Annotated in this window: 21 protein-coding genes and 1 riboswitch; of the genes, 5 read left to right on the top strand and 16 right to left on the bottom strand. The window is 41.2% G+C overall.

The genetic code is table 11. From position 1 onward, the window contains the following. Positions 1-54: 54 nt before the first annotated feature. From A4G17_RS06695 to A4G17_RS06675, 5 genes are all read right to left on the bottom strand, one after another. Positions 55-1,902 carry a TRAP transporter large permease gene (locus A4G17_RS06695; RefSeq protein ID WP_123956342.1) on the bottom strand — a complete coding sequence of 616 codons (1,848 nt, stop codon included), beginning with the start codon at positions 1,900-1,902 and terminating at the stop codon, positions 55-57. 67 nt (positions 1,903-1,969) lie between these two features. After that, positions 1,970-2,956 (bottom strand): sialic acid TRAP transporter substrate-binding protein SiaP, encoded by a 987-nt coding sequence (locus A4G17_RS06690; RefSeq protein WP_123956343.1) that lies wholly within the window; start codon positions 2,954-2,956, stop codon positions 1,970-1,972. Positions 2,957-3,237: 281 nt separating this feature from the next. Further along, positions 3,238-3,699, bottom strand: coding sequence for a ribonuclease HI (rnhA, locus tag A4G17_RS06685; protein ID WP_123956344.1), 462 nt, complete (start codon positions 3,697-3,699; stop codon positions 3,238-3,240). Positions 3,700-3,809: 110 nt separating this feature from the next. After that, on the bottom strand, positions 3,810-4,646 hold the full coding sequence (purU, locus tag A4G17_RS06680; protein ID WP_123956345.1) for a formyltetrahydrofolate deformylase: 837 nt from the start codon (positions 4,644-4,646) through the stop codon (positions 3,810-3,812). Between the two features lie 88 nt (positions 4,647-4,734). Next, positions 4,735-5,142, bottom strand: coding sequence for an H-NS family histone-like protein (locus A4G17_RS06675; RefSeq protein ID WP_123956346.1), 408 nt, complete (start codon positions 5,140-5,142; stop codon positions 4,735-4,737). A 197-nt stretch (positions 5,143-5,339) separates the two neighbouring features. Beyond that, a riboswitch (Lysine riboswitch) is annotated at positions 5,340-5,519 on the top strand. A 121-nt stretch (positions 5,520-5,640) separates the two neighbouring features. On the opposite strand from A4G17_RS06675, the gene A4G17_RS06670 reads away from it, so the two are divergent. Further along, the gene (locus A4G17_RS06670) at positions 5,641-7,176 is read left to right on the top strand and encodes a Na+/H+ antiporter NhaC family protein (RefSeq protein WP_123956347.1); all 1,536 of its coding nucleotides are present in this window, start codon (positions 5,641-5,643) and stop codon (positions 7,174-7,176) included. A gap of 119 nt (positions 7,177-7,295) precedes the next feature. Here the strand turns inward: A4G17_RS06670 and truA are convergent, their stop codons facing one another. Further along, on the bottom strand, positions 7,296-8,081 hold the full coding sequence (truA, locus tag A4G17_RS06665; RefSeq protein ID WP_123956348.1) for a tRNA pseudouridine(38-40) synthase TruA: 786 nt from the start codon (positions 8,079-8,081) through the stop codon (positions 7,296-7,298). A gap of 204 nt (positions 8,082-8,285) precedes the next feature. Continuing rightward, positions 8,286-8,942, bottom strand: coding sequence for a GTP cyclohydrolase I FolE (gene folE / locus A4G17_RS06660; protein ID WP_123956349.1), 657 nt, complete (start codon positions 8,940-8,942; stop codon positions 8,286-8,288). Positions 8,943-9,060: 118 nt separating this feature from the next. Here folE and A4G17_RS06655 point away from each other — a divergent pair, with 118 nt between their 5' ends. Both A4G17_RS06655 and A4G17_RS06650 read left to right on the top strand, forming a co-directional pair. Next, positions 9,061-9,765, top strand: a complete 705-nt coding sequence (locus tag A4G17_RS06655; protein WP_123956350.1) for a 3-deoxy-D-manno-octulosonic acid kinase — start codon at positions 9,061-9,063, stop codon at positions 9,763-9,765. 90 nt (positions 9,766-9,855) lie between these two features. Further along, complete coding sequence (locus A4G17_RS06650; protein WP_123956351.1) at positions 9,856-11,169, top strand: NCS2 family permease; 1,314 nt, start codon at positions 9,856-9,858, stop codon at positions 11,167-11,169. A gap of 98 nt (positions 11,170-11,267) precedes the next feature. Here the strand turns inward: A4G17_RS06650 and A4G17_RS06645 are convergent, their stop codons facing one another. From A4G17_RS06645 to A4G17_RS06625, 5 genes are all read right to left on the bottom strand, one after another. Then, positions 11,268-12,017 carry an SDR family oxidoreductase gene (locus A4G17_RS06645; protein ID WP_123956352.1) on the bottom strand — a complete coding sequence of 250 codons (750 nt, stop codon included), beginning with the start codon at positions 12,015-12,017 and terminating at the stop codon, positions 11,268-11,270. A gap of 149 nt (positions 12,018-12,166) precedes the next feature. Beyond that, positions 12,167-12,640, bottom strand: a complete 474-nt coding sequence (locus tag A4G17_RS06640) for a YcgN family cysteine cluster protein (protein WP_123956353.1) — start codon at positions 12,638-12,640, stop codon at positions 12,167-12,169. Beyond that, positions 12,640-12,957, bottom strand: coding sequence for a YbjQ family protein (locus tag A4G17_RS06635; protein ID WP_123956354.1), 318 nt, complete (start codon positions 12,955-12,957; stop codon positions 12,640-12,642). Before A4G17_RS06635 ends, A4G17_RS06640 begins: the two co-directional genes overlap by 1 nt. Then, positions 12,954-13,556 carry an RdgB/HAM1 family non-canonical purine NTP pyrophosphatase gene (rdgB, locus tag A4G17_RS06630; protein WP_123956355.1) on the bottom strand — a complete coding sequence of 201 codons (603 nt, stop codon included), beginning with the start codon at positions 13,554-13,556 and terminating at the stop codon, positions 12,954-12,956. The genes A4G17_RS06635 and rdgB overlap by 4 nt, the downstream gene beginning before the upstream one ends. Positions 13,557-13,636: 80 nt before the next feature. Continuing rightward, positions 13,637-14,569 (bottom strand): Kdo(2)-lipid IV(A) acyltransferase, encoded by a 933-nt coding sequence (locus tag A4G17_RS06625; RefSeq protein ID WP_123956356.1) that lies wholly within the window; start codon positions 14,567-14,569, stop codon positions 13,637-13,639. Positions 14,570-14,749: 180 nt separating this feature from the next. Here A4G17_RS06625 and hpf point away from each other — a divergent pair, with 180 nt between their 5' ends. Beyond that, positions 14,750-15,076, top strand: coding sequence for a ribosome hibernation-promoting factor, HPF/YfiA family (hpf, locus tag A4G17_RS06620; RefSeq protein ID WP_123956357.1), 327 nt, complete (start codon positions 14,750-14,752; stop codon positions 15,074-15,076). Positions 15,077-15,125: 49 nt separating this feature from the next. On the opposite strand, the gene A4G17_RS06615 is transcribed toward hpf, so the two are convergent. Then, a complete protein-coding gene (locus tag A4G17_RS06615; protein ID WP_123956358.1) occupies positions 15,126-15,833 on the bottom strand; it encodes a SanA/YdcF family protein in 708 nt (235 codons plus the stop codon). After that, positions 15,830-16,726 (bottom strand): DMT family transporter, encoded by an 897-nt coding sequence (locus tag A4G17_RS06610; RefSeq protein ID WP_123956359.1) that lies wholly within the window; start codon positions 16,724-16,726, stop codon positions 15,830-15,832. Before A4G17_RS06610 ends, A4G17_RS06615 begins: the two co-directional genes overlap by 4 nt. A 198-nt stretch (positions 16,727-16,924) precedes the next feature. On the opposite strand from A4G17_RS06610, the gene metX reads away from it, so the two are divergent. After that, positions 16,925-17,998, top strand: coding sequence for a homoserine O-acetyltransferase MetX (gene metX / locus A4G17_RS06605; protein WP_123956360.1), 1,074 nt, complete (start codon positions 16,925-16,927; stop codon positions 17,996-17,998). 20 nt (positions 17,999-18,018) lie between these two features. Here the strand turns inward: metX and recO are convergent, their stop codons facing one another. Both recO and era read right to left on the bottom strand, forming a co-directional pair. Then, entirely contained in the window at positions 18,019-18,732 is a 714-nt protein-coding gene (recO, locus tag A4G17_RS06600) for a DNA repair protein RecO (RefSeq protein WP_123956361.1), read from the bottom strand. A gap of 55 nt (positions 18,733-18,787) precedes the next feature. After that, entirely contained in the window at positions 18,788-19,690 is a 903-nt protein-coding gene (era, locus tag A4G17_RS06595; RefSeq protein WP_123956362.1) for a GTPase Era, read from the bottom strand. Positions 19,691-19,931 lie beyond the last annotated feature (241 nt).

Below are 19,931 nucleotides of genomic sequence, written 5' to 3'. Positions count from 1 at the left end.
GCAAGTCTTTATTAAAAGCCAACCACTTATTGTGTTGGCTTTGAATTTTTAATGCTAAGGCATTAGTAAGTTAGGAATAAATGTAATGATTTGTGGGAAAATCGTCATTAATACCAAGGTAATGAAGATTGGTACTAAGAAAGGTAATACCCCTCTCGCTACCACACTCACTGGCATATTACCTACACGAGCAACCACAAATAATGCCATTCCCATTGGAGGTGTAAGAATACCAATCATCATATTTAAGGTTGTCATCACACCGAAGAAGATGAGATCGATACCAAAGTGCATTGCAATAGGAATTAACATTGGTAATACAAGGAACTGTAAGGCTAAAGCATCGATAAACATACCTAGGAATAAAAGCAGTAAGTTAATCATCACTAACACCATCACAGGCGAATCCGCAACAGATACGAAAAACTCTGCAATACGCATTGCCACTTGCTCACGTGCGATCATATCGCCGAAGAAAGTTACCGTCATTACCATCAATACAGTTACACCTGTAATTGCAATCGCTTCAACACAGCTTTGGAAAAGTTTTTTAAGAGTTAGCTCTTTATACACAAACATACCGATAATGATTGAGTAAAGTGCTGCAACTACCGCCGCTTCTGTTGGGGTAAACATACCAGAGAAAATACCACCAATAATGAGAATCGGGGTTAATACTGCCCAAATTGCTTTTTTGAAGGCTTGGCAACGTTCAGCTAGGGTTGCTTTTGGTGATCTTGGGTAGCCACGTTTTTTAGAAACGTAGTAGTTCATCACCATTAATGCGATAGTCACTAATACCCCTGGAACAAAGCCCGCAATAAAGAGCTTAGCAATAGATTGGTTTGCAATAACACCGTAGATAATCATTGCAATACTTGGTGGAACTAAAGGCCCGATAATACAAGATGCTGCTGTAATACCACCGCAAATATCATCATCATAACCTGCATCACGCATTGCTTTAATTTCTAATTGACCTAAACCACCCGCATCGGCTAAGGCTGAGCCTGACATACCTGAGAAGATTAAACTTGCCCCGATATTTACATGCCCCATACCACCACGATAGTGACCCAATAGGGCTTTGGCGAAGTTGAAAATACGCTCTGTGATACCCCCTGTATTCATCAGAATACCGGTCAAAATAAAGAATGGAACACTCAATAATGGGAAGCTATCTAAGCTAGAAACTAATTTTTCCGCTGCGTAAGATGATAGATTCCAACGTGTCATTGAAAAATAGAGTAAGGTCGCAATCAATAGAGACCAGCCTACTGGTGTTCCGATAAACATAATGATCAGCCAGAAAGCTAAGGTAATGTAAACTGCATTTTTTCCAAATTTCACATAGTCTGAAATACGGAAAATTTTAAAGAAATCTGGTGCAAAATAGAGCGTTGCAAGCGCTAATACCGTCAAGATCACAAAAAGCGTTGCCGGTAAGTAAGACAAGCCATTTTTAAAGTTTTCGTATTGCGCTTGGAAAAAACGGAATAACATTAAACAAGCAATTAAAGGCAAGCTACCGTACATCCATTTTTCTGAGATGCCTAATGTAAAAATATTATTTTCAGCTTTAAAGAAAAGTTTAATACCAAAATGAATAAAAGAAATTAGACAGATAAAAATAATGAGTTGCACAAAACTATTTGCCACTTTTTTTACTTTTTCTGGAAATAGGTTTGTAATAAAGTCAATAAAAACGTGTTGTTGATTACGGATACCAACACTAATTCCGAGCATGCCGACATAAACGAAAAGTAATCTCGCAAGTTCTTCACTCCAGTTTAACGGGCTATGAAATACTTGTCTGGCAAGAATTTGAGCAATTAAGATCAAAAAGATGAGGATAAATAAAGAACCGCCTATCCACTCTTCCAATTTATTGATGATTTTCATAAATACTCCAAAATCGACAATATTTAAAAAGCAGCCTTAGCACATAGGCTAAGGCTGTGAAATTAAATTATTTTGAAAGTGCGTTGATTTCAGCAATCGCTTTTTTACCAGCTTCACCATGTTTTTCAGCAAATTCATCGTGGTAAGGTTTTAACGCTGCTTTAAACTCATCAAGTTTAGGCATAGTTACTGTTACGCCTTTTGATTTGAAGTAATCCACTAACTTCGCTTCACCCTCTTTGAATAAACCAGTATGGAATTCTGCTGCTTTTTCTGCCGCATCTTTAACCACTTTTTGTAAGTCTGCTGGTAATTCATCATAAGCATCACCACTCATTAAATAGAGTTGGTCATTTAAGATGTGGTTAGTCATCGCTAAGTATTTTTGTACTTCGTAGAATTTTTTATCGTTGATTGTTGGCAATGGGTTTTCTTGAGCATCTACCGCATTTGTTTGTAATGCAAGATAAACTTCAGAGAATGCCATTGGTGTTGATGCCGCACCAGTGTATTTTGCATAAGCTACGTTAGATGGTGCGCCTGGAACACGTAATTTTAAGCCCTTCATATCCGCTAAAGAGTTGATTGCACGGTTTGATGTAGTTTGACGAGTACCGTTATAAGCTTGTGATAAAACAACGATTTTATCTTTTTTCAAGTTCGCTAAAAGCTCTTTACCCACATTGGTTTCATTTAATGCTTTTTTCATGGTTTCGAAATCAGGCACTAAATATGGAAGTGCATAGACTTGAGAAATTGGGTGACCCACTTCACTAAAGCGAGAAGACTCTGCAAAAGTGAAATCCATTGCACCATCTTTTAATTGCTTCATTGACTCAACGTCATTTTTCGCTAATTGTGCATCTGGATAAAGTTTGATCTCGATTTTACCGTTAGATTTTTCTTTCACTTCTTTTGCAAAAAGTTCTGCTGCTTTGTATTCATTTTGGTTAGTCCCTGCGGTCATACCAAAAGAAAATTCGTAATCAGCTGCTAACACAGACGCTGACATACCAAAGCATAATGTTGCAAGTGCAAGTTTGTTAAATTTCATTTGAGTTCTCCTCTTGGATCAGATGAAGGTGCGTTTTCAGATGAAACGCTTAGCTATATTAAGGTATTAGCACCGTTTTTACATAGCTGATTGAACTTTATCTCAAAAAATGATGGGATATCATGTTTTGCTTTTAGCACCATTTTGAAGTGAATCTATCAAAACTCAACTCAAAAATGGATTGAAAGCATCATAACATCCGCCAAAAGCTTGTCAATAAATCGACAAAAGGAAAATTCAGAATTGTGATCTACATCACGAAATCGTTTGCAGAGAGATGATTATTCAGGCTGATAGCCGTCATCAATTAAGGTAGGATGGTTTGCCCCTAAACGTGCTAATTCATCGCAGATTTCATTTTCACGATGCCCAGAATGCCCTTTGACCCATTGCCACTCAAGTTGATGTTGGGCAATCGCTTGGTCGAGCTGTACCCACAAATCTTGGTTTTTTACAGGCGTTTTGTTGCTAGTTTTCCAGTTATTGCGTTTCCAGTTGTGCATCCATTTCTCGATACCATTTTTCATATATTGGCTGTCGCTTGAAAGCACCACTTGACAAGGCTCTTTTAACATTGAAAGTGCCTCGATTACCGCCCGCAGTTCCATACGGTTATTAGTCGTGAGCTGATAACCTTTACTCAAAGTTTTTTCGTGCCCTTTGTAACGTAGCAGTACACCAATTCCACCTTTGCCTGGATTACCTAAACAAGAACCATCGGTAAAAATTTCAACTCGTTTCATCGCTGTCTCCATTTGCAAAACTTTTCCAAAAACTGACCGCTTATCAATTCTGCTCACCTTGTAGGGAGTTGGTGGCTTACAAGCGGTCAGTTCCAAAGAAAATTTTGCAATTACATCACAATCGTTTTGTTTTGGTAAACGAACACACGATCCGCCAATACCAATTCCAATGCACGGCTCAATACCGTTTTCTCCACATCACGCCCCGCTCGCATCATCGCATCGGCGGTGTAGGTATGATCCACATTGATCACATTCTGCATAATAATCGGGCCTTGATCGAGTTCGTTGTTAATGAAATGTGCGGTCGCACCGATAATTTTCACTCCACGCTCATAGGCTTGTTGATAGGGTTTTGCCCCGATAAACGCAGGCAAGAACGAATGGTGAATGTTGATCACACGGTTTGGATAACGCTCCACAAATTCAGGGTTTAGTACTCGCATATATTTCGCCAACACGATGTAATCAGGGGCGTATTCATCAATTTTTTCGCTGAGTAATTTATCGTGCTCAACTCGGCTTAAACCTTCGTGGCTAACCAAATGGAACGGCACATCAAAACGCTCGGCAAGGTTAGCTAAATCCGCATGATTACCAATCACTGCGGCAATTTCCACATTTAATCCGCCATAATAGGTTTTCATTAAAATATCGCCTAAACAGTGGGCTTCTTTGGTGACTAGAATCACAATCCGTTTTTGCTTTTGCGGCACTAATTTATAAACCGAGCCTTTTGGTAAGGTAAATGCTAAATCCGCTAATAACGTTTGATCGTTAAAAATGCCTTGTAATTCCGTACGCATAAAAAAGCGACGAGTATCACTATCCACAAACTCACTATTTTGAACAATATTGAGCTGATGTTTGTAACAAATATTGGTGATTTTTGCGACCAATCCCGTATCATCAGGGCATTCTGTTAATAAAATTTTATTTTCAATCACGTGGTGCTATTCCGTTTTTATTATTTTTAAAAATGGAAAAGAGAACTCGGTTTAGGAGTTCTCTTTATTAATCTCAAAATAAAATCAATTAGATTTCGAAATCTTTTAATGATTTACCTGCATCTAACGCTTTTTGAATGGCAAATGGCGTTCTTCCTTGACCAGTCCACGTTTTTTCAACGCCTTGTTCTGTCACATATTTATATTTTGCTGGACGTGCTGCACGTGATTCACGTTTTTTAGTTTCGCCTGAAGAGCCTAATAACAATACTAATTCTTCTGCAGAAATACCGTCTTTTTCAAGAAGCTCTTTATATTTATTTAAACCTGCTAAACGTTTTGCCTTTTCAGCTTCTTCTGCCTTAATTGCTTCACGTTTTTCATCAATCACCGTAGCTAATTTCTCAGCAATTCCTTCTAATTGAACCAATGAAAGATCACGCACAGCAGCACGTAAACTACGAATATTGTTCAATGTTTTTAATACTTCAGACATTTTTGCTCCTACAAAAAATAAGACTAAAAGAAAAAGAAAAGATGTTCGTATATTAACGTAATCTATTTATCAGGTAAATATTCTGGCGTATATATCTTGCAGAAATCCAACTTTATTACACAGATCCGATATGCTGATTATTTTTTGTCATATAACGCTTGCAAATTTTTTTGGTTTCAGTAATCTATCGCCGTCCTGCAAATTGTAGAGGTGCAAATATCATAAGTACTTTTTCTGAGTGGAAAACGTTGACGAAACAGGAAAGGGATATTTGCCGAAGTTAGTTAAGCGTCATCTTAATTAGCTGGGGTCGTTATTGAAAGGTACGACACTGTCATAGCAACATCATTGTGTCGCTATGGAGCGCTACTGTTAGGCTTGGGTGCATTTCTCTTACCCTTCCTTTATATTATTTATATTGCGATATAAATCATTTCAGTAGATCTCTTTCTTTGTTTGGCAATAATTTTAATTAATTAAAACAATCTTAGAGGTTTTATGAGTCCAATTGATTATTCCGCATCGGCATGGTCGCTCGTACCAGCAATGCTTGCTTTATTACTTGCTATATTGACCCGCAAAGTCATTTTATCCTTAAGTATCGGGATTATTGTCGGTGCGGTTATGTTACAAGGTGGCGATCCTGTTAATTCACTTCTCCATTTAAAAAATAGTGTACTTTCATTAGTTTATGGCGAAGATGGATTAAACAGCAACAATATCAACATTATCTTATTCCTTGTGTTATTAGGCATTCTTACCGCTCTACTCAGTCTTTCTGGTAGTAACCAAGCTTTTGCGACTTGGGTACAAAAACGTATTAAAGGCAGACGTGGGGCTAAATTAATGGCAGCTGGGCTCGTCTTTTTCACCTTCATTGATGACTACTTCCACAGCCTTGCCGTAGGTGCTATCGCTCGTCCTGTGACCGATAAATTCAAAGTATCACGAGCAAAACTTGCCTATATTTTAGACTCAACTGCCGCACCAATGTGTGTTTTAATGCCAATCTCCAGTTGGGGGGCATACATTATTACGCTTATTGCTGGTTTATTAGCCACTTATGGGATTACTGGCTACTCTCCACTAGGTGCGTTTATGACAATGAGTGCAATGAATTTCTATGCCATTTTTTCCATGGTTATGGTATTTCTGGTTGCTTATTTCACCATTGATATTGGTTCAATGAAACGTTTTGAACGCGAAGCATTAGCCCAATCTGAACAAGCTCAAGAGAATATTCAAGGCGATGGTAAAGTCATCAACCTAGTTTTACCTATTGTTACACTCATTCTTGCGACAGTTGCGATGATGATGTACACAGGTAATCAAGCTCTTGCTGCAGATGGAAAACCGTTTGATATCTTGGGGGCATTTGAAAATACGACAGTAGGTATTTCTTTAGTTGTGGGTGGTGTCAGTGCATTAGTTGTCGCAACCATTTGTATTTTTGCCGCTCACCAAATCACTGTACCAGAATACTTTAAAGCCTATGTAATTGGGGCAAAATCAATGTCTGGTGCCATTCTCATTCTCTGTTTTGCCTGGACCATCAACGGCATCGTTGGCGATATGCAAACAGGTAAATATCTCTCAACGCTTGTCGCAAGCAGCATTGATCCTGCGTTTTTACCTGCTATTCTTTTCGTACTTGGCACAGGTATGGCATTCTCAACGGGAACAAGCTGGGGGACATTCGGTATTATGTTACCAATTGCCGCCGCAATGGCAGCCAATGCTGATCCAAGTTTACTACTTCCTTGCTTATCTGCAGTGATGGCTGGTGCAGTGTGTGGCGACCACTGTTCACCGATTTCAGATACCACTATTTTGTCATCGACTGGAGCACAGTGTAATCACATGGATCACGTAACATCACAATTGCCATATGCGATGCTGGTTGCAATTGCCACTATTGCAGGTTATTTAGTTCTTGGCTTTACCAAATCGGCTTGGCTTGGTTTTGCAACGACTGCGGCCGTCTTGGCGGTTATTGTGTTAGTGATTGTGAAAAGAAAAGACGACTTGTCTTAACACCGATCTCAACAACAAGCGGTGAGTTCCGACTCCAATTTTGCAATTCAATTTGCAAAAAAATGAGCGGAACTCACCGCTTGTGTTTTTATGTCAATGACGTCTGGTTAATGGCTAAACTAATCGGCTAAAAAGAGTGGACCTAATTTTCCTTTTGGAATGGAAAATTGGTCGGGGTAAGTCACATCAACTAAATACAGTCCTTCGGCTTTGGCTGTCGGGGCGGCAAGGGTGCGATCACGCTGTTCAAGTAGCCATTTTATCCATTCCGCTGACTGTATGCCTTGCCCGACTTCAATCAAGCTGCCAACAATATTTCGCACCATATGATGAACAAAGGCATTGGCTTGAATATCCACGATGATGTAATCGCCTTGACGGCTGACGTTAAGATGATGCACATTTCGCCAAGGCGTATGGGATTGGCACTGGGCGGCCCGGAAAGAACTGAAGTCGTTCTCGCCCAGTAGAAACTGCCCCGCTTCATGCATTTTTTCCACATCAAGCGAGTGATAATAATGAGACACGCCAAAAGGTAAAATTGCCGAGCGAAGCTTGTGATTATAGATAATGTAGCGATAACGGCGAGCGGTTGCACTAAAACGAGCGTGAAAATCCTCTGGTACTTCCACAGCCCATTTCACTGCAATATCGGGCGGTAAGTGGGCATTGGTGCCAAAACACCAACTTTGTAACGGGCGTTTGGCATCCGTTTCAAAGTGTACCACCTGCCCCGTGCCGTGCACCCCCGCATCAGTTCTCCCCGCACAAAATACATCAACGGGCGAATTAGCGATAATCGACAGTGCTTCTTCTAATTTTTGTTGGACGGAATCCACATTCTGCTGGCGTTGCCAACCAAAATAGCGGCTGCCATCATATTCAATACCAAGGGCGATTTTCATTTTTATTTCTCTAAATAAAAAATTACCCTCGCCCGCTAGTGGGAGAGGGATAGATTCGAGCGTCATTCAGAAGTAAAAATAAGAGAGCACTATTATGAGATCGATTTGCAAAAAATTCTCAAAATCTGACCGCTTGTAAGCGCTCTGCTCAAAATGCCTAAATGCACTTTTGAGCGGTCTCTCGCAAGTGAGTGAGAGGGGATTCTACTTACTCAATAACGATAAAAACTCTTTGCGGGTTTCACGGTCTTGCAGGAACACGCCGCCAAATGCCGAAGTGAGGGTTTGGCTGTTGGTGTCTTTCACGCCACGGCATTTCACGCAGAAGTGGGTGGCTTTCACATAAACCGCCACATCTTCTGTTTCTAAAATGGTTTGGAAAGCCGTGAGAATTTGTTCAGTAAAACGCTCTTGTACCTGCGGACGTTGGGCAAAAAACTGTACTACACGGTTAATTTTAGACAAGCCGATCACCCAATCTTTCGGATAATAAGCAACCGCTACTTTACCATCAATAGTCACAAAATGATGCTCACAAGTGCTGGTTAGGGTAATGTCATCGACCAACACCATTTCGCTCACTTTCATCTGGTTTTTGATTTTGGTGATTTTCGGGAAAGTTTCATAGTCTAGTCCACTGAAAATTTCGTCCACATACATTTTGGCTAGACGATGGGGCGTTTCTTCAAGGCTGTCATCTCGCAGATCCAAGCCAAGTAATTCCAACACCGAACGCATATGCTGCTGAATTTCACTGCGGCGTACCGCTTTATCTTTGGTATGGGCAACTGTTGGGGTTTCAATGCCTTTCTCAAGTAAGGCAGCTCGTACGCTTTGGGCTTCTGGGGAGATATTGCTCATTGAATTTCCTTCCTAAAAATTTAAGCCGAGAATTCTACCAAATTGCATTAAAAACACAACGAAAGTGGGAGAAATCGTGTAAAATCACAGCCCTTTTCTAAACATACTCTCAACATCAATGGCATATTACCAATTTAATGCCAACCTTGTACCCTCTGAGCAACAAGGTTTGGTTCAACAACTTTTAGATTGCAAAACTTTCGCTGAATCTGACCGCTTGTTGGGGTCATCGACAGGGCGTGGAACAACGTGGTTCCTCAATACTGAGCAAGAATTAGGCGTTAATAGTGTTCGTCGGCACTACTATCGTGGCGGGTTGTTTAGCAAGATCATTAAAGATCGCTATTTCTTTCTCTCTCTCAATGCCACAAGAGCCGCGCAAGAGTTTGATTTATTAAATAAAATGGCACAATGGCAACTGCCTGTTCCCCGCCCGATTGCATTTAAAATCGACCGCTGCTGTGGCTTCTATCAAGCGGATATTTTGTTGGAAAAAATTGCCAATACCCAAGATTTAAGCCACGTTTTGCAACACAACACGTTAGACACGAAACAATATCAACAAATAGGAAAACTGATTCGACAATTGCACGATCATCAAGTGCACCATTCCGATCTCAACATTCACAATATTTTGCTCGATCAAAACGGCAAATTTTGGCTGATTGACTTCGACAAGTGTCAAATTCAGCAAGGTGATGAATGGAAATCGCAAAATCTCGCCCGCTTGCTTCGCTCTTTCCACAAAGAACAAATCCGTTTGGGCATTTTATTTGATGATGAAAATTGGCAGGCACTTTTAAAAGGTTATGCGTCTAATTAAAAACAGATTACGCAAACGTTTGCTTAATCATTTGTCCTTGTGTAAAATCACGCCTTTTTCATCTTTCATTCACTTTTTGAGGTCTTATCAATGTCTTTACTTTGTCGTTTCCAAATAAAGGAACGTGGCTCAAACGTTCGTCAGGAAATTATTGCGGGTCTAACCACGTTCTTAGCGATGGTTTATTCGGTGATCGTGGTACCCAAAATGTTAAGTGCTGCGGGCTTCCCTGCAGATTCGGTGTTTGTCGCAACCTGTTTAGTTGCAGGTCTTGGTTCAATTTTAATTGGCTTATGGGCAAATGTGCCGATGGCAATTGGTTGCGCTATTTCACTTACCGCCTTTACAGCCTACAGCTTAGTGCTAGGACAAGGTATTAGCGTCCCCGTTGCCTTAGGGGCGATCTTCTTAATGGGTGTGGTATTTACACTGGTTTCCGTAACGGGAATTCGTAGCTGGATTTTACGCAACTTACCTTCTAGCATCGCTCACGGTGCGGGGATTGGAATCGGTCTATTCTTATTACTCATTGCAAGTAACGGCGTGGGTTTAGTGGTAAGCAATCAGGCCGGTCTTCCCGTCAAAATGGGCGAGTTTATGTCATTCCCTGTCATCATGTCTTTACTTGGTTTAGCTGCCATTATCGGTTTAGAACGCCGACAAGTGAAAGGGGCTATTTTGTGGGTCATTATTGCGATTACCGCTATCGGTTTAGTTTTTGATCCGAATGTAAAATTTGACGGAAAAGTGTTCAAAATGCCAACTTTTGGTGAAAACTCACAGTTTCTCAATTTAGATATTATGGGGGCATTAAACACCGCAATTTTACCTGTTGTCTTTGCACTTGTGATGACGGCGATTTTTGACGCCACAGGCACTATTCGAGCGGTTGCAGGCCAAGCGAATTTACTGGATAAAGACGGGCAAATTATCAATGGCGGACGTGCTTTAACTTCTGATTCCTTAGGTAGTGTACTGTCAGGCTTATTCGGCACAGCACCCGCAGCGGTGTATATTGAATCTGCAGCGGGAACCGCGGTGGGTGGTAAAACAGGTTTAACTGCTGTCGTTGTTGGTGTGCTATTCCTGTTAATGTTATTCTTCCAACCACTTGCTTTTCTTGTTCCAGGTTACGCTACCGCTCCTGCGTTGATGTATGTTGGATTGTTAATGTTAAGCAACGTCTCAAAATTAGATTTTGATGATTTTATTGGAGCAATGTCTGGTTTAGTTTGTGCAGTATTCATTGTACTCACTGCTAACATCGTTACAGGCATTATGTTAGGTTTTGCAACGTTAGTTATCGGGCGTGTCATTTCAGGTGAGTTTAATAAATTAAATATCGGTACTGTTGTGATTGCTATTGTACTCGTTGCCTTCTATGCCTTAGGCTACGCTATTTAATCTATTCTTCAAGTGAAAAACGGTGGGAACTGAATCTATTCCCACCGTTTTTTTATTTGCAAAAAATTTGATGAAACTGACCGCTTGTAACTGTCCAATTATCCACGGTGAACGGAAAGCGGAGCGAAGGTTTGTGCCGTTGGCATCACTTCAATGCGGTTGATATTGACGTGTTCTGGCTGTTGGTTAAGCCAAAGCACAATATTCGCAATATCTTGCGGGCTGACATAATCCACATTTTCATACAGTTTTGCGGCTTTCTCATCATCGCCTTTAAAACGGACATTGGAAAACTCTGTGCCACCGCAAAGCCCCGGCTCAATGTTACTTACTCGCACTTTAGTTCCTGCTAAATCGGCACGCAAGTTCAAGCTGAATTGTTTTACAAATGCCTTGGTACCACCGTAAACATTTCCACCTGGGTACGGATAATTGCCCGCAATCGATCCTAAATTAATCACATGACCCGTATTGCGTTCCACCATCTCTGGTAAAATAAAACGAGTCACTGACACCAAACCTTTGATATTGGTGTCGATCATTTGCATCCAATCGGCAAGCTCCACTTTATGAGCGGGTTCTAAGCCTAACGCCAAACCTGCATTATTCACCAATACATCGACAGCTTGCCAACCTGCTGGGCGTGACTTTAACGCGGCTTCCGTTTGAGCAACATCACTCACGTCAAATGCTAAAGGTAAGAAATTCTCGCCAAGTTCGGCTTGCAGTGCAGCTAAACGCTCAGCACGTCTGCCCGTACCAATCACTTTGTAGCCATTTTGAATTAAGGTTTTACAAATCGCCAAGCCAAAGCCCGCGGTTGCCCCTGTTACTAATGCAGTTTTCATTTTTTACTCCTTTTTATCATTGATTACTTGCAACTATACTCTGACGAATTTGAGTGTAAAGTGAAAATATTTATGATGAGATTCAAATCATTTTCATCTAACAAAAAAGGGGAAAAATGTGCAAAAAATTACCCAAAAGTGACCGCTTGTTAGACTTCATCAATCACAAATTCAAACCAGTCAATTACCTCTTTTTCGTGAATACCGTGTTTGATTAAAATATCAGCATGTTTAACAGAGTTGGGATCCTTGGAAATCAGCGGGTGCCAATCAAATAACGGCTTGCCTTCGTAAAGTAGCCGATAAGCACACGTTCGTGGCAGCCAACCGAAATCGGGTAAGTTTTTTTTGGTAAGCTTAGTGCAATCGCTTTCAAGTTTAAAGCGATTCGGATAATCGCAACATTTGCCCGTCTCCACATCAAGCAAATTGCATGCCACCCGAGTGTAATACAATTTCTCTCTTTTGCCCCGTCCTTGAATGTATTTGCGATAGCAACACTTTCCGCAACCATCGCATAGTGCCTCCCACTCCGCTTCATTCATTTCCAACAACGATTTGGTTTGCCAAAAATTCGCTGCAAGCGGTGAGTTCAGGGCATTTTTTTGCAAGTCATTCGACATTAACGCACCACAACCGCCGTACCCGTTGCAACCACCATAAACATATTTTTGGTCCCCAGTGTCGCATAATCAAAAGAAACGCCGACAATGGCGTTTGCACCAAGTTTATGTGCCTTTTTTTCTAGTTCACGCAACGCATCTTGGCGCGAATCGCTGATTTTGCTTTCATAGGCCCCAGAACGCCCACCAATGACATCGGTGATGCTAGCAAAAAAATCGCGGGCAAAATTTGCCCCAGAGACAACTTCGCCAAATACCACGCCTTTGTATTCAACGATTTGATGATTTTCAATTTGGTTAGTGGTTGTAATAATCATAATTTCTCCTGAAATTGTTGTTTAAGGGATTGCAAGGCGATGGCTCTATGAGAAAGGCTTTTCTTTTCTGCTGTTTCCAACTCAGCAAAGCTACAATTCTTCGGCGGATAGAAAAACAGTGAATCGTAGCCAAAACCGTTTGTACCGCGTTCTTCACGCAAAATTGTCCCAAAACATTCGCCTAACGCAATTTTAGGAGTAGGATCGGTGTCGTGTTGCAAAAAAACGATACAGCTAACAAATTTAGCGGTACGCTTTTCATCTGCTACTGCTGCCATTTCTGCCAGTAATTTTTGCCGATTCGCAGCATCATCGCCGTCCACACCGGCATAGCGTGCCGAATAAAGCCCTGGAGCACCACCCAACGCATCTACCGCCAAGCCCGAATCATCAGCAATCGCAGGTAATCCTGTGATTTTGGCGGCATGGCGGGCTTTGAGTAACGCATTTTCAATAAAGGTCAGCCCCGTTTCTTCAGGTGATTCAATCCCAAATTCACTTTGTGCCACTACGTCAAAACCGAACGCACGTAGCACATCCGCCATTTCTTTTACCTTACCTTGATTACCCGTGGCAAGGACGATTTTTTGTTTGTTCATTCGTTCTCCTTTTGCAAAAAATTGCGAAAATCTAACCGCTTGTGGGCGAGTGCCCTGGTAGTTTCTACGCAATAGATGGTTCAATAAAGGTTCGGATCATTCTCGTGCGGGCGAGTTTTGAAACGGCGATGGAGCCACATATATTGGCTTTGAGCTTGCATAATTTCCGCTTCGACGACTTGGTTCATTCGAGTGGCGGTGTCGATATCGTTTTCGCATTGACTGAAATCAACCACTGGGCTGATTTTAACGGTATAGCCTGAATAATCGGCATGACGAATGGGGCTAAAGGGCACAACCACCGCATTCGGAGCAGAACGAAGTAGCATTCGTGTACCCGCCGTGGTACAAGTCTGTTCAACCGCAAAAAACGGCACGAAAACGCTATTTTTGCGACCGTAATCGTGATCAGGGGCATACCAAATCGTTTCGCCTGCTTTTAAGGCTTTGATCATTCCCCGCAAGTCTTTGCGATCTAGCATTCCTTTATTGGAACGCACTCGTCCACGAAATTGGATCCAATCCAGTAGCGGATTATCATTCGGGCGATACACGCCAATGCCTTGGTGATGCAAACCAACAATTCTCGCCCCGAGTTCTAACGTCAAAAAATGCACGCCGACAAAAATCACCCCCACACCTTCAGGTTGTTTAAGATGCTCCAATCCTTCGATTTTTGACCATTTGAGAATGCGTTTATCCGACCAGAACCATGCCATTCCCGTTTCGATAATCGCCATTCCAACTGAATCACGATTTTCGCATAAAATTTGCTCGATCTGGCCGCTTGTATAATGCGGAAAGCACAATTCAAGATTGCGGCGAGCAATTTGCATACGCTTTTTTCCAAAACCAAGCCGCCCAAATAATCTGCCTAAACCTCTGCCTATAAATACCAGAACGGGATACGGCAAGCACAAAATAACTCGAAATAGCCCAAGCCCAAGCCATAATCCCCAATATTTAGGGTATAAAAAAGCCGTTTGGAACGGCGGGAATTTATTCTCTCTCATTAACTCATCATCTCTCTATCAATTTGCACGAATTATAGTCGAAAACCGAATAAAAGTGTTAAGTAGTTCAAACTTTTCACTTTTTCTTGACTCTAACAGTTGAAATTTCTAGGGGAAAGGCATACCTTTCTATCATCGTTAATTGACCAATTTCGGTCGCAAACAAAAGAGGAAAATGCTATGACAATCAATATTTCAAGCAAACAGATGGAAGTGACTCCTGCAATTCGTACGCACATTGAAGAGCGTTTAGCGAAATTGAATAAGTGGCAAACCCAGCTAATCAACCCGCATTTTATGATTCATAAATTGCCAAACAGTTATGAAGTTGAAGCCTCAATTGGTACGCCCGTTGGCGATCTTTTCGCAAAAGCACAAGATGCCGATTTATACAAAGCAATTAACGAAGTCGAAACCAAATTAGAAACTCAGTTAAACAAACAAAAACACAAAGGTGAAGCCCGTCGAGCGGATGAAAGCATTAAAAAACTGAATGATGCACAATAAAATGATAAGAAAAAATCCACCTTTTGAGGTTATTCAAAAGGTGGATTTTTCATTTAACTGGTGGCTCAATAATTTTTGAATCTTCTAATGTTGTCGCATCAGCACCTATCAAGAAACGCCATACCATTCCCGTTCGAGCAATAAACTCTCGAATGCGCACACGATAATGTTGCTCTGGATATGTTGCAACAAAGCAAATCGCATCAATATCGTGAAATTTAGCGATCATTAAGGCTCTCTCACAATGAAAACGTTGAGATACAATCGTAAATGGCTTCAGTTTAAAGACTTTATCTGCTCGCAAAATGGAATCTAAAGTATTGTATCCCGCATAATCCTGCTTTATTACGCTACTTGGCATCCCCATTTGGCGTAAATCATTTGTCATTGTTTTTGGTTCATTATAATAAGCCGTCTGATTATCACCACTCATTAAAAAATAATCGGATTTTTGTGATCGGTAAATGGCGTAGGCTGCCTCTAGACGATATTTGTAATACAAATTCTGGCGTCCTGAAGGATAATATTTAGCGGTTCCAAGTACGACCGCATATTCTCGTTTAGGGAGTTGCTGAATATCCGTATAGATGCGATCTTTTACTAAATAACTCGTCCCTAGATCGATAACTAGCATCAATATCAATAACGGAAAAATTAGCCATACCAAGCCTTTCAAAAACGCCCAAAAATAACGAGCAACCTTATAAAAAAAGGTTGCTTTGGTTATTTTCTCTTCGTTTTCTACTTTTTCCTTCATTTAGCTACTTTTGCCTGCTTAGATTCTGCGTGAGTGATATACATTGTTGCGGCAATAATGATCGCGGCTCCTAACCACAATTTACCTGGTGGAACCCAATTAAAGACCAACCATCCCGCAAGTACATTTAATGGCAGCTTAATAAAATCAAAAGGTTGAATGTAAGAAGCATCCGCCAAGCTATACGCTTTGGCAACTGCAAGCTGTGCAAGTGCAGTAAAAAAGCCAAGTAAAATTAACCAGCCCAAATCGCTCATTGATGGCATACCAAAACCTGCTGGGCTTAAATTAGTTAAGGCGATCAATAAATTGAATGGCGTAATTAAAATAAATAGGTATGCCACCATTGTAGTAGGAGAATCATCACTAGAGAGTTTTTTCACCATCAAGGAATAACACGCCCAGAAAAATGCTGCAGCCACTGGCAGAAGCACGATCCAATCAAAATTTTCTGACCAAGGTTCTAAAATAATCATTGCCCCAACAAAACCTAAAAAAGTCGCAATCCAACGTTTACGATCGACTTTTTCTTTCAGCAATAGCCCTGAACCGATTGTCACGAAAAGCGGTGAGGTCATCAACAATGCAATGCCTTGCCAAATTGGAATCGGATAAGCCAATGCCATCGTCCAACATTGAATACCAATTGCAGAAAGAAAAACTCGAAAACAGTGCCAACCAAAATTCTTCGTTTTCAAGGATTGCGTGAACCCCAGATTCATCATACTTGGTAACAGAAAAATGAATGCAACTAAATATTGCACCAAGGCAATCACGCTGGCATCTATAGGTGAAACCGAGGTCAATTTAGGGATCAAAGTATTCACACAAGCAAAAAGTACACCTGCGGTAATGATTGCAATGGCCCCTTTAACGGGTTGATGCGTTTGCATAATGCTCTCACATTGAAAGGTAAAATGGAGCGTTAGCATAGCGAAGCAAGCAGAAATTGCAAGCATTTATATAGCCATCCAAAAGTTTAAACATCTAGACGTCCAAAATTTCTTGACAAACCATACTGCTACCGCTAACTTACTTAGCATTTTGATGCCACAAGCGGTTACTTTTCAGCAATATTTTGCAAGGATTTTATGGCAAAGTTCATCACTCTGTTTAAAGATTCCCCATTGGAACTCATATCGGGCGAATATTTGTCGCCTATTGATATTGCCTATCAAACCTATGGCACGCTCAATGCCGATAAAAGCAATGTAGTTCTGCTCTGCCATGCCCTAACGGGTGATGCGGAGCCTTATCATGTGGCTCCCGCAGACAAAGGCTGGTGGCAAGATTTTATCGGATCAGGCTTAGCATTTGACACCGACCGCTATTTTTTCATCTGCTCAAATGTACTCGGCGGCTGTAAAGGTACGACAGGCCCAATTTCCATCAACCCAAAAACTCAACGCCCTTACGGCAGCGAATTTCCCATCATCACCGTGCAAGATATTGTACGGGTGCAAAAAGCCTTGATCGATTGGTTAGAAATCCCACATTTAAAAGCAGTAGTCGGCGGTTCTTTCGGTGGAATGCAAGCAACTCAATGGGGTATTTTTTACCCTGATTTTGTAGATAACATCGTCAATCTTTGCTCATCACTGACTTTAAGTGCGGAAGCTATTGGCTTTAACCACGTAATGCGGCAAGCGATTATCAATGATCCTCACTTCAACAATGGCGATTACTACGACAGTACACCGCCTGATAACGGCTTGAAAATCGCACGAATGCTAGGGATGCTGACTTATCGCACCGATGTGCAACTCGCCAAAGCCTTTGGGCGAGAAACGAAGCAACAAAGCGAAATTTGGGGCGATCACTTCCAAGTGGAATCTTATTTGAGCTATCAAGGGGTGAAATTTCTCGATCGATTTGATGCAAACAGCTATTTGCGGCTGCTACGAGCATTGGATTTATACGATCCGGCTCTCACCTTTGATAATGAACAGCAAGCCTTATCTCGCATCAAAGCTAATTACACCTTAGTGGGCGTAACGAGCGACCAGCTATTCAAACAAATTGATCTGCACAAAAGCAAACAACGCCTTGAAAAGGCTGGGGTGAATGTGGACTATCACGAGTTTTATTCCAATTTCGGTCACGATGCGTTTTTGGTCGATTACGATTTTTTTGAAGAGATGATTAAGAAAGGGATTGCAAAATAAGAGCCCAAACTGACCGCTTGTTAGCCGCTTTTAAGCTTATTCGGCAAAATACTTTGAAATAATTCACGGCTTTTCAACGGTGCCGAACCCAAATACGGTTTCAACGCAAGGCGAGTAAAGCGTTTGGCGGCTTGTTGCGTACTTTTTTCACTGAAATCCAAACAATCAAACGCCAGCAACTCTTTTCCTAAAAAGGTCTGATTATTTTGCAACAATGAAGCAACAAAGCCTTGATTTTCATAGAATTGATACAGCATTTTCGGATCAACCGGTTCGCCCGTTGCGGCACAAGTTGCAAAATTCACGCCGTAACCGACCGCTTGTAACAGCCGAAATTCAAAGGTTCGTAGCGTCGGTTCAATTTGTTCGGGAGATGCCGCTAACTGTGTAACACATTGCAAATAGTGCTGAAACAGTTCGGGGTAAGCTGTCTGATTTTCCAATACTCTCGCCAATACTTCATTGACGTAAAACCCGCTATATAAAGATAAGCTTGTCATCGGCAATGTCAGTGATGCAGACTCCACTTTGAGCAATGTTTTCAACTCCCCTTTCCCCCCCCAATGCAATAGCAACGGTGTGAAAGGCTGTAACAACGCTTTCAGCGGCGATCGAACTCGTCTTGCCCCTTTTGCCAGTAAGGTGATCCGTCCGTGATTTTCGGTAAAAAAATCCACTAATAAACTGCTCTCGCTGTACTCTCGGCGGTGTAGCACAAAGCCACGCTGGAACATATTTGACCTTTCAACCTTAAATGAAGTACGAAGAAAACTCTAGCCCCTCAACTTTTTACTCATCAATATAACCTAAGCTGCGTAAGGCTCGTTCATCATCAGCCCATCCCGCTTTGACTTTCACCCATAATTCAAGGTGGACTTTGTTGTCAAACAGGCGTTCCATATCAGCTCGAGCCTCAGTGCCAATTACTTTGATTTTTTGACCTTTATTGCCGATCACCATTTTTTTCTGCCCTTCACGTTCTACTAAAATCAAGCCATTGATTTCGTAAGTGCCACGCTCGTTAGTTTTAAATTGCTCAATTTCAACAGTGACAGAATAAGGCAACTCTTCGCCCATAAAACGCATTAGTTTTTCACGAATAATTTCCGATGCCATAAAGCGTTGAGAACGGTCTGTCACATACTCTTCTGGGTAATGATGAATCCCTTCTTTTAATGATTCACGCACAAATTTTTCTAAAATATGGACATTTTTCCCACGCTGCCCAGAAATAGGAATAATCTCTTTGAATGGGAATTTTGCACTTAATTCGGTGATATGTGGTAACAATTCATCTTTATTTTGAATGTTGTCGATCTTATTGATCGCCAATACCACAGGGGCTTTGGTGCTACGCAGTTTGTTTAGCACCATTTCATCGTCATCCGTCCATTTTGTACCTTCAACTACAAAGATTACCATATCGACATCACCAATCGCACTGCTTGCAGCTCGGTTCATCAAGCGGTTAATCGCACGTTTTTCTTCGATGTGAAGCCCTGGGGTATCCACATAAATTTCTTGATACGCCCCTTCGGTTTTAATTCCTAAAATACGATGGCGAGTAGTCTGTGCTTTACGTGAGGTAATTGAAATTTTTTGCCCTAGGATTTTGTTGAGTAGAGTCGATTTGCCCACATTTGGACGACCGACAATGGCAATAAAGCCACAATATGTTTTTTGTTCTGTCATTATTTTTCTCTTTAATTCGATAAATTTTAGATTGAGACTTTTTCCTGTTACTTTTCTTTGTATTGCCAAAGAAAAGTAACCAAAAGAAAAGCAACCCTACTTCACCGCTGCTCTTCACTTTGTTTGAATTTGCTTAACGGAAAAATTTAAAACTCGCTTGCAAAGCAAGCTCAGACACTAAATTTTTCCTACAAATTCAAAGTCGTTCAGGCGGTTCAGAAGGGAAAAGTAGTATTTACAA

Source organism: Frederiksenia canicola (assembly GCF_011455495.1).
Classification (GTDB): domain Bacteria; phylum Pseudomonadota; class Gammaproteobacteria; order Enterobacterales; family Pasteurellaceae; genus Frederiksenia; species Frederiksenia canicola.
Note: the sequence above shows the minus strand (reverse complement) of the source record. Positions and strands in the feature narration are given on the sequence as shown.